Source organism: Streptomyces sp. NPDC090021 (assembly GCF_044748225.1).
Taxonomy (GTDB): Bacteria; Actinomycetota; Actinomycetes; order Streptomycetales; family Streptomycetaceae; genus Streptomyces.
In genome coordinates this window covers 122167-136062 of sequence record NZ_JBIVFO010000020.1, presented here as the reverse complement: position 1 = coordinate 136062, position 13896 = coordinate 122167, and the positions used below count along the sequence as shown (strand labels likewise).

Annotated in this window: 11 protein-coding genes and 2 pseudogenes; 4 read left to right on the top strand and 9 right to left on the bottom strand. The window is 73.5% G+C overall.

What is annotated here, in order from left to right; translation table 11 throughout:
- From ACIPXC_RS18370 to rimP, 8 genes and pseudogenes are all read right to left on the bottom strand, one after another.
- Positions 1-1347, bottom strand: a pseudogene (locus tag ACIPXC_RS18370) (hypothetical protein); the annotation flags it as partial.
- A gap of 224 nt (positions 1348-1571) precedes the next feature.
- On the bottom strand, positions 1572-2507 hold the full coding sequence (gene truB / locus ACIPXC_RS18365) for a tRNA pseudouridine(55) synthase TruB (protein ID WP_401618900.1): 936 nt from the start codon (positions 2505-2507) through the stop codon (positions 1572-1574).
- Positions 2504-2953 carry a 30S ribosome-binding factor RbfA gene (gene rbfA / locus ACIPXC_RS18360; protein WP_392575383.1) on the bottom strand — a complete coding sequence of 150 codons (450 nt, stop codon included), beginning with the start codon at positions 2951-2953 and terminating at the stop codon, positions 2504-2506. Before rbfA ends, truB begins: the two co-directional genes overlap by 4 nt.
- Positions 2954-2987: 34 nt before the next feature.
- On the bottom strand, positions 2988-3281 hold the full coding sequence (locus ACIPXC_RS18355; RefSeq protein ID WP_030030358.1) for a DUF503 domain-containing protein: 294 nt from the start codon (positions 3279-3281) through the stop codon (positions 2988-2990).
- 185 nt (positions 3282-3466) lie between these two features.
- Entirely contained in the window at positions 3467-6550 is a 3084-nt protein-coding gene (infB, locus tag ACIPXC_RS18350) for a translation initiation factor IF-2 (protein WP_401618896.1), read from the bottom strand.
- A gap of 149 nt (positions 6551-6699) precedes the next feature.
- Complete coding sequence (locus tag ACIPXC_RS18345; RefSeq protein WP_350987664.1) at positions 6700-6987, bottom strand: YlxR family protein; 288 nt, start codon at positions 6985-6987, stop codon at positions 6700-6702.
- 146 nt (positions 6988-7133) lie between these two features.
- Positions 7134-8144 (bottom strand): transcription termination factor NusA, encoded by a 1011-nt coding sequence (gene nusA / locus ACIPXC_RS18340; protein ID WP_392575381.1) that lies wholly within the window; start codon positions 8142-8144, stop codon positions 7134-7136.
- A gap of 2 nt (positions 8145-8146) precedes the next feature.
- Positions 8147-8659, bottom strand: a complete 513-nt coding sequence (gene rimP, locus ACIPXC_RS18335) for a ribosome maturation factor RimP (RefSeq protein WP_401618892.1) — start codon at positions 8657-8659, stop codon at positions 8147-8149.
- 305 nt (positions 8660-8964) lie between these two features.
- Here rimP and ACIPXC_RS18330 point away from each other — a divergent pair, with 305 nt between their 5' ends.
- The 4 genes and pseudogenes from ACIPXC_RS18330 (at position 8965) to ACIPXC_RS18315 (ending at position 11900) form a co-directional block, all read left to right on the top strand.
- Entirely contained in the window at positions 8965-9387 is a 423-nt protein-coding gene (locus tag ACIPXC_RS18330) for a hypothetical protein (RefSeq protein WP_401618889.1), read from the top strand.
- Positions 9384-9842 (top strand): ferritin-like domain-containing protein, encoded by a 459-nt coding sequence (locus tag ACIPXC_RS18325; RefSeq protein ID WP_401618887.1) that lies wholly within the window; start codon positions 9384-9386, stop codon positions 9840-9842. Before ACIPXC_RS18330 ends, ACIPXC_RS18325 begins: the two co-directional genes overlap by 4 nt.
- Before the next feature lie 16 nt (positions 9843-9858).
- Positions 9859-10761, top strand: a complete 903-nt coding sequence (locus ACIPXC_RS18320) for an aminoglycoside phosphotransferase family protein (protein WP_401618884.1) — start codon at positions 9859-9861, stop codon at positions 10759-10761.
- Positions 10762-10932: 171 nt separating this feature from the next.
- Positions 10933-11900 (top strand): annotated as a pseudogene (locus ACIPXC_RS18315) (slipin family protein).
- Between the two features lie 241 nt (positions 11901-12141).
- On the opposite strand, the gene ACIPXC_RS18310 reads toward ACIPXC_RS18315, so the two are convergent.
- A complete protein-coding gene (locus ACIPXC_RS18310) occupies positions 12142-13854 on the bottom strand; it encodes a proline--tRNA ligase (RefSeq protein ID WP_401618881.1) in 1713 nt (570 codons plus the stop codon).
- Positions 13855-13896: the final 42 nt, after the last annotated feature.

The window sequence follows — 13896 nt, the reverse complement described above, 5'->3', positions numbered from 1 at the left end:
GGGCGCGCGCCGGGGCGTCTCCTCGGGCGCCGAACGGTTCTCGGGGCCGGAAAGCGCGGCAGTGGTGCGTTCGGCGCCCTGCGGGGATCGCCCCGGCACACACCCGGCCCCGGCGGAGTCGGACGGCGCGGCCGTGGTGCCCTCGGCGCCCTGCGGGGATCGCCCCGGGTGGGGAGGTGCGGCCGTGGTGCCCTCGGCGCCCTGCGGGGATCGCCCCGGCGCACACCCGGGCCGGGTGGGGTGGGGAGGTGCGGCCGTGGTGCCCTCGGCACCCTGCGGGGATCGCCCCGGGTGGGGAGGTGCGGCCGTGGTGCCGTCGGCGCCCTGCGGGGATCGCCCCGGCACACACCCGGGCCGGGTGGGGTGGGGAGGTGCGGCCGTGGTGCCCTCGGCGCCCTGCGGGGATCGCCCGGGCACACACCCGGCCCCACCGGCGCTCGGGCGGGACGCCGCCGTCAGGGCTCGTGCGGCCGCGTCGGCCAGGGAGGCGTCGGTGGCGTGCAGGTCCGCACCGCTCAGCCAGAGCGTCGGGACGGGGCGGGGGCCTCGGCCGCGGCGGAGGGCGAGGGCCGTCAGTTCCGTCGTGCGGCCGGTGCCCGGGTTGCCCACGAGGCCGAGCACCGGCCGGTCCCCGGCCGTGAAGGCGTCCAGTTCGGCGGCGATGCCCGGGCGGGCCACCGGATCGAATGACGGGGGCGCGCCCAGGGTGGCAGCGGTCAGTTCCAGTGCCCCGGCGAGGTTCAGGTCGGCGCCCCGGCCCGGCACGGTCTCGGCGTTGCGCGCGAGCAGTGCGGCGAGGGGGCCGTCCGGGTCGGAGTCGGCCGCCGCCCGCAGGGCCACCGCGAAGCCGCCGGAGCGGTGCTCCGTGCGCAGAGCGGTGCCCAGTACCGCGAGCACCGCCCCGGTGGTGGCGTCCAGGACCGGTCCTCCGCAGGCCTGGCCGCCCTCGGAGAGGGCGTCGCGGCCGTCGGTGCCGATCGCCAGCTCCACCGCGGGCAGCAGGCCGGCAGGCCCGTAGGCGACCTGCACGCCCCCCAGCACCCGCGCCTGCCGCCAGCCCCGCGCCGGGAGCCGTACGTAGGTCCCCGCATCGATCGACTCGCGCTGCGCCACCGGCAGCGGCCGGATCCCGAGCCCGTCCGTACGGATGAGGGCCAGCGCCAGGCCGGGCAGTGGGGTCACGTCGGCCGCGTCGGCCGGAAAGGTCCGTCCGGGGCCGTGCAGGACCAGCCGGGGCAGGCCGTCGACCGCCTCGTGGCTGGTGACGACCGTCCCCCGGTCGTCCGCGACGAACCCGCTGCCGCGCTCCCGCCCGGCCGGATCGCAGATTTTGACGAGCTCCGCCATGGCCGCACCACTCCCCGCAACGCCCCGTGCTCACGACGGTAGGCAGGTGAAGATCAGCACGGAAAGCACACGCGGGGAACGCGCCCCCTTACGCTCCCTCCATTCACTCCGAGCGCCTGCTCGGACGGGTGAATAGCGGGGTCCGGGTGGATAGAGACCTACCCGAGGGGGGTCGTGGAGCGGTGAGCAGCACGGCATGTGCGCTCACCGCTCCACGTCAACAATCAGACGAAGACCGCGAGGGACTTCGCCTTTCCGTTCTTGCTCTCGACGAGCCCGAGCAGCTGGCCCTGCGGTCCGAAGACCGCGACCGTACGGCCGTCCCCGTACTCCTCCGGCATGTCGATCCGCACGCCGTTGGCGAGCAGCGAGGCCCGCCGGGCGTCGAGGTCCCAGCGCGGGAAGGCCGCGGCGGCCGCCTCGCCGATCGGCATGACGGTCAGCTCCTCCTGGAGCTGGTCCAGGGTCCGCGCCCGGTCGAGCTTGTACGGGCCCACCCGCGTGCGGCGCAGCGCGGTCAGGTGTCCGCCGACGCCGAGGTCGGCGCCGAGGTCGCGGGCGAGGGCTCGGATGTACGTACCGCTGGAGCAGACGACGGAGACGACGAGGTCGACGACCTTGGTGCCGTCCTCGGCCTCCGCTTCCCGCATGTCGTACACCTGGAAGGACGAGATGGTGACCGGCCGGGCCGGGATCTCGAAGTCCTCGCCGTCACGGGCGCGCTTGTAGGAGCGCACGCCCTTGATCTTGATGGCGCTGACCTTGGACGGGACCTGCATGATGTCGCCCGACAGCTTGGCGACGCCCGCGTCCACGGCTTCCCGGGTGACCCCGGTGGCGTCCGCGGAGGTGGTGATCTCGCCCTCGGCGTCGTCCGTCAGGGTGTTCTGGCCCAGACGGATCGTGCCGAGGTACTCCTTCTCGGTGAGCGCGAGGTGGCCGAGGAGCTTGGTGGCCTTCTCCACTCCGAGGACCAGCACGCCCGTCGCCATCGGGTCGAGCGTGCCGGCGTGGCCGACGCGGCGGGTCCTGGCGATCCCGCGCATCTTGGCGACCACGTCGTGCGAAGTGAAGCCGGACGGCTTGTCGACGATGACAAGTCCGCCCCCAGGCTCCGCCCGGGAGGTGCCCCCGGGCGTCTTCCCTGCGTCGGTGCTCATTCCGCGGCTGCGTCCTCGTCGTCGTCGCCCGGCTTCTTGTACGGGTCGGCGTCGCCGGCGTACTGGGCACCGGAGGACACCTCGCGCACCTGGGCGTCGGAGGCGCGCGCCTTGTCGAGGAGGTCCTCGATGGTGCGGGCGTTCTCCGGGAGGGCGTCGGCGACGAAGGTCAGGGTGGGCGTGAACTTGGTGCCCGCCGCCCGGCCGACCGCGGAACGCAGGACGCCCTTGGCGCTCTCCAGGCCCGCCGCCGCGCTGGCCCGGTCCTCGTCGTCGCCGTAGACCGTGTAGAAGACCGTGGCCTCCCGCAGGTCGCCGGTGACCCGGGTGTCCGTGATGGTCACGTGCGTACCGAGGCGGGGGTCCTTGACACCGCGCTGCAGCTTCTCCGCCACCACCTCCCGGATGAGGTCCGCCAGCTTCTTCGCCCGCGCATTGTCGGCCACTGGTCCGTCTCCTTCTTTTCTTGCAGACAAGCAATCAGTCTTCATCACCGTGGAAGCGCCGTCGTACGGACAGCAGCTCCACTTCCGGACGTGCCGCGACCAGCCGCTCACAGCGGTCGAGTACGTCCGAGAGGAACCCCGCGTCCCCACTCACCAGCGCGACCCCTATGCGGGCCCTGCGGTGCAGATCCTGGTCGCCCACCTCAGCCGCGCTCACGGAGAACTTTCGCTGGAGCTCGGCGACGATGGGCCGGACGACGGAGCGTTTCTCCTTCAGCGAGTGGACGTCGCCGAGGAGCAGGTCGAAGGACAGAGTCCCCACGTACATGCAGTTCCGGATATCCCGCCGGTGCGGGTTCGGTGGCCTGCCGGGCCGTCGCCCGCCAGGATCACCCGGCGCTCGCGCGGCCGGGTCACCAGAACCGTACACGCAACGGCCGGGGCCGATCGACGGATATTCCGCCGACCGGCCCCGGTGTGACGCGTTACGACACGGTGCGAACCGCCTCGCGCTTACGCGCGGGGCTTCTCGCGCATCTCGTACGTCGCGATGACGTCGTCGATCTTGATGTCGTTGAAGGAACCGAGGTTGATACCACCCTCGAAGCCCTCGCGGATCTCGGTGACGTCGTCCTTGAAGCGGCGCAGACCGGAGATGGTGAGGTTCTCCGCGATGACCTTGCCATCGCGCAGCAGGCGCGCCTTGGTGTTGCGCTTGACCTCGCCGGACCGGATGAGGACACCGGCGATGTTGCCCAGCTTGGACGAACGGAAGATCTCGCGGACCTCCGCCGTACCGAGCTCGACCTCTTCGTACTCCGGCTTGAGGAGACCCTTCAGGGCCGCCTCGATCTCCTCGATGGCCTGGTAGATCACCGAGTAGTAGCGGACGTCGACGCCCTCGCGGTCCGCCATCTGCGCGGCGCGGCCGGCAGCACGGACGTTGTAGCCGATGACGATGGCGTCGGAGCCCATCGCCAGGGCGATGTCGGACTCGGTGACCGCACCCACACCGCGGTGCAGGACCCGGATGTCGACCTCTTCACCGACGTCGAGCTGGAGCAGCGAGGACTCGAGAGCCTCGACCGCACCGGACGCGTCGCCCTTGATGATGAGGTTGAGTTCCTGGACCAGACCGGCCTTGAGCACGGAGTCGAGGTCCTCCAGGGACACACGACGGACGCGCTTGGCGAAGTTGGCGTTGCGCTCGCGCGCAGCACGCTTCTCGGCGATCTGGCGGGCCGTGCGGTCCTCGTCGACGACGAGGAAGTTGTCGCCGGCGCCGGGGACGTTGGTGAGACCCAGGACCAGGACGGGGGTCGAGGGACCCGCTTCCTCGACGTTGTTGCCCTTGTCGTCGAGCATGGCGCGCACACGGCCGTAGGCGTCGCCCACGACCATCGTGTCGCCGACGCGGAGGGTACCGCGCTGGACGAGGACGGTGGCGACGGCACCGCGGCCGCGGTCGAGGTGGGACTCGATCGCAATGCCCTGAGCGTCCTGCTCCGGGTTGGCGCGCAGGTCGAGCGAGGCGTCGGCGGTGAGGACGACGGCCTCCAGCAGGGAGTCGATGTGCAGACCCTGCTTGGCGGAGATGTCGACGAACATCGTGTCGCCGCCGTACTCCTCGGCGACCAGACCGAACTCGGTGAGCTGACCGCGGACCTTGGTCGGGTCGGCACCCTCGACATCGATCTTGTTGACCGCGACGACGATCGGGACGCCGGCGGCCTTGGCGTGGTTGAGCGCCTCGATCGTCTGCGGCATGACGCCGTCGTTGGCCGCGACCACGAGGATCGCGATGTCGGTCGACTTCGCACCGCGGGCACGCATGGCAGTGAACGCCTCGTGACCGGGGGTGTCGATGAAGGTGATGCGACGCGCTTCGTCGTTGACCTCGGTGGAGACCTGGTACGCACCGATGTGCTGCGTGATGCCGCCGGCCTCGCCCGCGACGACGTTCGTCTTGCGGATGGCGTCGAGCAGTCGGGTCTTACCGTGGTCGACGTGACCCATGACGGTCACGACCGGCGGACGCGGCAGCAGGTACTCCTCGCCGCCCTCGTCCTCGCCGAACTCGATGTCGAAGGTCTCGAGGAGCTCGCGGTCCTCCTCCTCCGGGCTGACGATCTGAACCTCGTAGTTCATCTCGCCCGCGAGGAGCTGGAGGGTCTCGTCGGAGACGGACTGCGTGGCAGTGACCATCTCGCCGAGGTTCATCATGACCGCGACCAGCGACGCCGGGTTGGCGTTGATCTTCTCCGCGAAGTCGGTGAGGGACGCACCGCGCGACAGGCGAACGGTCTCGCCGTTGCCGCGGGGCAGCATCACGCCGCCCACGGACGGGGCCTGCATGGCCTCGTACTCCTGGCGCCTCTGACGCTTCGACTTGCGGCCACGACGGGCCGGACCGCCGGGACGGCCGAAGGCACCCTGCGTACCGCCACGGGCACCGGGGCCGCCGGGACGACCGCCGAAGCCGGGACGACCGCCGCCACCGGCGCCGGCCGGGCCGCCGCCGAAGCCGCCGCCACCCGGACGGGGACCGCCGAAGCCGCCGCCCGCGGGACGCGAGCCGGGACCGGCCGGACGGCCGGCGAAGCCGCCGCCGGGACGACCGGCACCACCGGGACGGGGACCGCCCGCACCGGGACCACGGCCGCCGGGGCCGCCGCCGGGACGGGGACCGGGACCGCCGGCAGCGGGACGCTGCGGCATCATGCCCGGGTTCGGACGGTTGCCGCCCGGGGCCGGACGCGGAGCGCCGCCCTGCGGACGGGGCATGCCGCCCGGGGTCGGACGGGCGCCGCCGGGACCCTGCGGGCGCGGAGCGCCGCCGGGACCGCCCTGCGGACGGGGAGCACCCTGGCCGCCGGCGCCGGGGGCACCGGGGCGCGGGGCGCCGGCCGGACGGGGCGCCTGCGGGCGCGCCATGCCGGTGGAGCCGCCGGAGGTGAACGGGTTGTTGCCCGGACGGGGACCGGCCGGACGTGCGCCCTGCGGGCGCGGGGCCTGGGCACCGCCGGGACGCGGGGCCTGGGCGCCGGGGGTGGCACCGGCCGGACGCGGGGCGCCGGGACGGGCACCGCCCTGACCCGGGGCGGCCGGACGCTGCTGCGCCGGACGGGGACCGGGGGACGCGGCGGGACGCGCCGGGGCGGCCGGGGCCGCCGGAGGCGCGGAGAACTCGGTCGCCACGGGCGCCGCCGGAGCGGGCTTCGGGGCGGCCGGAGCCTTCGGGCCGGGACGCGGGCCGGGGGAGGCCGGCGTCACGGGGGCTGCGGCCGGGGCCTCGGCGGCGGCCGGCTTGGGGGCCGGTGCGCCGGGCTTCGGGGCAGCAGGACGTGCCGCGGCGGCCGGGGACGGCGCTGCGGGCTTGGCGGGCGCGGCCTTGCGGGGCGCGCCGGGCTTTGCAGCGGACTTGCCGGCGTTGCCGCCGGGCCCCTGCAGTGCGTCAGTCAACTTGCGTACAACCGGCGCCTCGATCGTCGAGGACGCCGAACGGACGAATTCACCGAGTTCTTGGAGCTTGGCCATGACGACCTTGCTCTCCACCCCGAACTCCTTGGCGAGTTCGTATACCCGGACCTTAGCCACTTCGCTCCTTTTAGGTCCGGGTTACGCCGGACCGTCGCTACTTCATGGGCGTACTCATCGCGTACTCATCGAGTGCTCATCGCAATCTCGACCTACTTCCAACTCGCGAGGTACCTGACCGCACGGGGTATCCGTGCCGTACTACTTCTTTACGCTGTGGTCCCGGCTTTCCCGGCCACGGCATTGCGCAGGTTCGCCGTGTCGAGCGCTCCGGCGGACCGAAGGGCCCGGGGGAACGCCCGGCGGCGGACCGCCTGGTCGAGGCAGACCACGGCGGGGTGCAGGTACGCACCCCGGCCGGGCAGCGTACCGCGAGGATCGGGGACGCATTCGTCCTCGATCGCCACGATCCGCAGCAGATCGCTCTTGGCCGCTCGCTCCCGACACCCCACACAGGTGCGTTCGGGGCATGCGCGGGCTTGCGTCCGGCCAGACACGCCTAAGTCTACCTCCCCGCACCGACCTCTCCCCCGACGAGTGCCGGGGGAAAAATCGAACGGCTGTCGTGTTGTCTTGATCCGCCGCCTGGACAGCGGCCGTGTGGAACCTGTCTACCGTCGGGGCAGCCCCGGCCGGTACCGGTTTATTCCCCGCCCCGGTCCCGGTCGGCGTCCGGGGACGTCTCCGTGTCGGGACGGATGTCGATGCGCCAGCCGGTGAGCCGCGCGGCGAGGCGGGCGTTCTGGCCCTCCTTGCCGATGGCCAGGGACAGCTGGTAGTCGGGCACGGTCACCCGGGCGGAGCGGGAGTCCCAGTCGACGACCTCGACCTTGCTCACCCGGGCGGGTGACAGCGCGTTCGCGACCATCTCCGCCGGGTCGTCCGACCAGTCGACGATGTCGATCTTCTCGCCGTGCAGTTCGGCCATCACGTTGCGCACACGGCTGCCCATCGGGCCGATGCAGGCGCCCTTGGGGTTCAGGCCCGACCGGGTGGACCGGACGGCGATCTTGGTGCGGTGACCGGCCTCACGGGCGATGGCCGAGATCTCGACGCTGCCGTCGGCGATCTCCGGGACCTCCAGCGAGAACAGCTTCTTCACCAGGTTCGGGTGGGTGCGCGACAGGGTCACGGACGGGCCGCGGACACCCTTCGCCACGCGCACGACGTACGCCTTCAGGCGCAGCCCGTGCGGGTACTCCTCGCCGGGCACCTGTTCCTGCACCGGCAGGATGGCCTCCAGCTTGCCGATGTCGACGAGGACGTTCTTGGGGTCCTTGCCCTGCTGCACGACGCCGGTGATGACGTCGCCCTCACGGCCGGCGAACTCGCCGAAGGTCAGGTCGTCCTCGGCGTCGCGCAGACGCTGGAGGATCACCTGCTTGGCGGTCGTCGCGGCGATCCGGCCGAAGTCCGACGGCGTGTCGTCGAACTCCTTGGGCTCCTGGCCCTCTTCGAGATCCCTCGGGTCTTCCGTCGCCCACACGACCACGTGACCGTTGGTGCGGTCCAGCACGACGCGGGCGCGGCGGAAGCTCCCCTCGGTCCGGTGGTACGCGATGAGGAGGGCCGACTCGATCGCCTCGACGAGCAGGTCGAAGGAGATCTCCTTCTCCCGGACCAGACCCCGCAGGGCACTCATGTCGATGTCCACGGCTACGCCTCCTCTTCCTTCTTGTCCTTGCGGTTGAACTCGATCTCGACACGCGCCTTGGCGATGTCGGTGAAAGCAATGCGGCGGGCGGTCGCCTTGCGGCCCTTCACGCCCGGTACTTCGAGGTCCATGCCCTCGTCGTCGACGTCGAGGATGCGGGCGACCAGTTCCCCGGCGCCCTTCCCGTCCCCGGCGGACAGCTGGAACTTCACGAGACGGCCGATGGCCCGCACGTAGTGGCGGTGCTCGGTCAGCGGGCGGTCGGCGCCCGGCGAACTCACCTCGAGGACGTACTCGTCCTCGCCCATCACGTCGGATTCGTCGAGCTTGTCGGAGACCTCACGGCTCAGCTCGGCACACGCGTCCAGTTCCACGCCCTCGTCGGAGTCCACGATGATCCGCAGCATCCGGCGCTTGCCCGCCCGCGACAGCTCGATCTCTTCGAGGTCCAGGCCCTTGGCGGCGACGAGCGGCTCCAGCAGTCCGCGCAGCCTGTCGCTCTGGGTGGTGCTCATCCGGGTGACTCCTCGGCCGCGTGTGCTGTTGTGGTTTCCGTCGTGTCAGGTCAAAGGGTATCCGGTGTCGGAGGGTGTTGCCGTCCGCCCTGCGAGGAGGGCCCCGGGTACCGTGATCAGGCCCTGCCCCGCTCACCAGCCCCGCCATCGCCCCGGAGGTCGTCGCCGTGCCCTGGACCCTGCCTTCGAGACCTCCCAGACCTCCCGGACCTTCACGCAGGAGCCTGCTCGCCGGTGCCGCCGGCGCGGCCGGTGCCGCGCTGCTGACCGGGTGCACCGACGGCCGCCCGAAGGCGGCCGATCCGGTGATTTCACTCGAACGGCGGATGCGGGAAGCGGCCGTCCGTGACAGCGCCCGGCTGCTGGAACGTTACGACACCACCACCGCCGCCCATCCGGCCCTGGCCGGACGGCTCGCCCCGCTGCGCGCCGCCGTCGCCGCGCACGTGTCCGCGCTGTCCCCCGCCGCTCCTGGCGTGCCGTCCCCCTCGGCGTCCCCGACCGGCGGTACGGGGGCCGCCGCGCCCGCGGCGAGCGGGGAGCCGGTGCCCGCGAAGCCCGAGGAGGCCCTGACCGCCCTCGCCGACGCCGAGCGGAGCCTGTCGGAGGCCCGGACCATCGACCTGGCCGGGGCGCCGGCGGAGCTGGCCCGGATGCTGGCGTCGGTGGCCGCCTGCGGCGCCGTGCACGTGTACCTGCTGACCTCGACCCCCGGAGCCACGCCGTGAATCCCGAACCCTCCCCCGTCGGCCGGGCCCTGGAGGCCGCCCAGGCGGCCCTCGCCGCCGAGCACGCGGCCGCGTACGGGTACGGGGTGATCGGCGCGCGGACCGCCGGCGCCCGCGCCACGGAGGCCCGGGAGGCGTACGGCGGCCACCTCGCGCGGCGGGACGCGCTGGCCCGGACCGTGCGGGAGCTGGGCGGCGCCCCCCGGCCCTCGGAGGCCGCCTACGCCCTGCCGTTCGAGGTGCGCACCCCGGCCGACGCCGAGCGGCTGGCCGCGGTGATCGAGGACCGGGTGGCCGGCGCGTACTCCGATCTGGTGCGGGCGGCGGAGGGCCCGCTGCGCCGCGAGGCCGCCGACGAGCTGAGCGCCGCGGCCGTGCGCGCGGCACGCTGGCGCGGTGTCGGCGTAGCCTTCCCTGGGCTCACCGAACGCGCACAGCGAGCCCCCACCAGCTGAAAGGGACCACGCACGCATGGCTTTCGAACCGCCGGAGCGGCTTGTACGGGCGCTCGGCGAGATGCCGGAGACGGCGCAGGACGCGGACTGGCTGGGGCAGTTGCCCGGGCTCACCGAGGCCGCGCTCTCCCGGCGGGGCGTACGGGCCGGGCGGGTGCAGGCCCCGGGTGGCCGCAGCAGTCTCATCGTCCTCGTCACCTACGCGGACGGGACCCCGGCCGCTCTGAAACTGGCGCCCCCGCACGCCCGGCCCGACCGGGAACTGGCCGCGCTGGCGCACTGGGGCGGTTTCGGCGCCGTACGGGTCCTCGACACGCGGCACCACGAGGAGGACGGGGCGCTGCTGCTGGAGCGGCTGCACCCGGAGGTGTCACTGCGGTCCCTGCCGGAGGCGAAGGCGCTGCTGGAGGCGAGCGGCACGCTGCGCCGGCTGTGGGTGGCCCCGCCGGCCGGGCACGGCTGGGAGACGGTGGCCGAGCGGACCGGGTGCCAGTCGGAGGCGCTGCGGGCGGCCCCGGCGGAGGTCCGGGCGCTGGCCGAGACCGCTCTGGCGCTGCGGGCGGAGCTGGTGACGGCCCCGCCGGAGGAACTGCTGCTGCACGGGAACTTCCGGCAGGGCAAGGTCCTGGCGGGCGAGCGGGCGCCGTGGCTCACGGTGGGCCCCGATCCGCTGGTCGGCGAGCGGGCGTACGACCTGGCGCGGCTGGTGCGGGACCGGCTGGAGGACCAGGTGGCCTCCTCGGCGGGCGCGGCGGGCGCCCGGCGACGGGTGAACAAGCTGGCGGACGCGCTGGACGTGGACCGGGACCGGCTGCGGGGCTGGACGCTCTTCCGGGCGGTGGAGTCGGGCAACCGGGCCCTGGCCGCGGGACGGCGCCGGGACGCGGAGCTGCTGCTGGAGTTCGCGGCCTGGCTGTAGGGGTGTCGCGGCCTGGCCGCAGGCGTTTCGCGGCCTGGCCGCAGGGGTGTCGGGCCGCTCGGGCGGGGCCTGCGGCGCGCGGCGCCGCGCTCCTGCCCGGTCCGCCCTGATCGACCGGGCACGAAGTGGGGCATACCGTAGGTAGGAAGGTATGTCCGGCAGGGGGCCGCCATGGTCGAGGAACTGCTGACGGCAGTGGTCGCCGCGGGTGTGGGCGCCCTGGTCTGCCTGGGCGCCGCGGCCCGGGTGGTCAAGCAGTACGAGCGCGGCCTGGTCTTCCGCTTCGGCCGACTGCGGGAGGAGGTACGGTCTCCCGGGTTCACGTTGATCGTTCCGGTGATCGACCGGCTCCGCAAGGTGAACATGCAGATCGTGACGCTGCCGGTGCCCGCGCAGGAGGGCATCACCCGGGACAACGTCACGGTGCGGGTGGACGCGGTCGTCTACTTCAAGGTCGTCGACCGGCGAGCGCGGTCGTGGCGGTGGAGGACTACCGCTTCGCCGTCTCGCAGATGGCGCAGACCTCGCTGAGGTCCATCATCGGCAAGTCCGACCTGGACGACCTGCTGTCCAACCGGGAGATGCTCAACCAGGGCCTGGAGCTGATGATCGACAGCCCGGCGGTGGGCTGGGGGGTGCAGATCGACCGGGTCGAGATCAAGGACGTGTCCCTGCCGGAGACGATGAAGCGGTCGATGGCCCGGCAGGCGGAGGCCGACCGTGAGCGCCGGGCCCGGGTGATCAACGCGGACGCGGAGCTGCAGGCCTCGCACAAGCTCGCCGAGGCGGCGGAGGTCATGTCGGAGCAGCCGGCGGCGCTCCAACTGCGCCTGCTGCACACGGTCGTGGCGGTCGCCGCCGAGAAGAACTCCACGCTGGTGCTGCCGTTCCCGGTGGAACTGCTGCCCTTCCTGGAGCGCGCCGCGCCACCGCCTCCGGCGGCGGCCACGCGGGAGGACCCGGCCCCGGCCGGCCCGGCTTCCGAAGGCCCCGGGCCGGCCGGTGCCGACACCGCGGCGGAGCCGGCCGCGGTCGACGCCGCGAGGGCGGAGGAGGCGGCGGCTCTCGGCCGGGCGGCGGCGCAGCCGGCCCTCGGGGCCGCGGAGCCGACGCCGCTCCCGGACGCGTCCCCGCCGTAGCCGTCGAGGACCCGGCACCGGCCGGCCCGGCTTCCGAAGGCCCCGGGCCGGCCGGGGGCCGACATCACCGCTCCCGGACCCGGTCCGGACGAGTTCCCCGCCCCGGGCTCCGCGTCTCGAACGCCGACGGGGCCGAGCGGCGAACTCCCGGGCCCGGTCCGGACGGCATGCCGCCGCGCGGGGCCTGCTCCCCGCCCCCGGACCCCGCGTCTCGAACGCCGGCGGGGCCGAGCGGCGGGTCTCAGGCGGCGTGAGCGGCTTCGCCGAGGCGGGCGAGGGCGTCGGCCAGGGGGAGTTCCTCGCGGGTGCCCGTGGCGCGGTTCTGGAGTTCGACCACCCCGTCGGCCGAGCGGCGGCCCGCCACCAGGATCCACGGCACGCCGATCAGCTCCGCGTCCGTGAGCTTCACGCCCGGGGAGAGGCCCGGGCGGTCGTCCAGCAGGACCCGGAGGCCGGAGCCCGCCAGGGCGGCGGCCGCCTCCTCCGCCAGGGCCAGCGGCACCGCCTTGCCCGCAGCCACCACGTGGACGTCGGCCGGGGCCACCGCCGCCGGCCAGCACAGCCCGCGCTCGTCGGCGGTCTGCTCGGCCAGGGCCGCCACCGCGCGGGAGACGCCGATGCCGTAGGAGCCCATCGTGACCCGGACCGGCTTGCCCTCGCGGCCCAGCACGTCGAGCCCGAAGGCGTCCGCGTACTTGCGGCCGAGCTGGAAGATGTGGCCGATCTCGATGGCCCGGTCGAGCCGCAGGCCCGCGCCGCAGGTGGGGCAGGGGTCGCCCGGCTCCACGACCACCACGTCCAGGTACTGGTCCACCTCGAAGTCGCGGCCGCAGACCACGTTGCGGGCGTGCGTGTCGGCCTTGTTGGCCCCGGTCACCCAGGCGGTGCCCGGCGCGACCCGCGGGTCGGCCAGGTAGCGGACCTTCTCCAGGCCCTGCGGGCCCACGTAGCCGCGCACGAGGTCGGGCCGGTCCGTGAAGTCCTCGGCCGTGACGAGCTCGACGACCGCGGGGGCCAGGTGCTCGCCCAGCTTGCCGAGGTCCACCTCCCGGTCCCCGGGCACGCCCACGGCGACGATCTCGCCGTCGACCTTCACCAGGAGGTTCTTGAGGGTCGCCGAGGCGGGGACCCCCAGGTGTGCCGCCAGGGTCTCGATCGTCGGGGTGTCGGGGGTGTCGACCTCCTCCAGCGGCGGGTGCTCCGCGGAGACGGGGGTCAGCGCGAAGGTCACGGCCTCCGTGTTGGCGGCGTAGTCGCAGGAGGGGCAGTCCACGAAGGTGTCCTCGCCCGCCTCGGCCGGGGCCAGGAACTCCTCGGATGCCGACCCGCCCATCGCCCCCGACACCGCGGAGACGATCCGGTGGTCCAGGCCCAGCCGCTGGAAGATGCGGACGTAGGCCGCGCGGTGGAGCCGGTAGGACTCCTCCAGCCCCTCGTCGGACACGTCGAAGGAGTAGGAGTCCTTCATCTGGAACTCGCGGCCGCGCAGCACGCCGGACCGGGGCCGGGCCTCGTCGCGGTACTTCGTCTGGATCTGGTACAGCATGACCGGCAGGTCCTTGTACGAGGTGCACTGGTCCTTCACCACCAGGGTGAAGATCTCCTCGTGGGTGGGGCCGAGCAGGTAGTCCGCGCCCTTGCGGTCCCTGAGCCGGAAGAGCAGGTCGCCGTATTCCGACCAGCGTCCGCTGACCTCGTACGGCTCCTTCGGCAGCAGGGCCGGCAGCAGCACCTCCTGGGCGCCGATGGCGTCCATCTCCTCGCGGACGACACGGCTGACGTTGTCCAGGACCCGCTTGCCGAGCGGCAGCCATGTCCACACCCCGGCCGAGCTGCGCCGGACGTATCCGGCCCGGACCAGGAGCCGGTGGCTGAGGGTTTCGGCGTCGGCCGGGTCCTCGCGGAGGGTCTTGGCCATGAGGCGGGACATGCGCTGTACGTGATGTGTGGACATGCCGGGAGGCTACCGGGGCACCGCGGGCCCCCGGTAACCGGT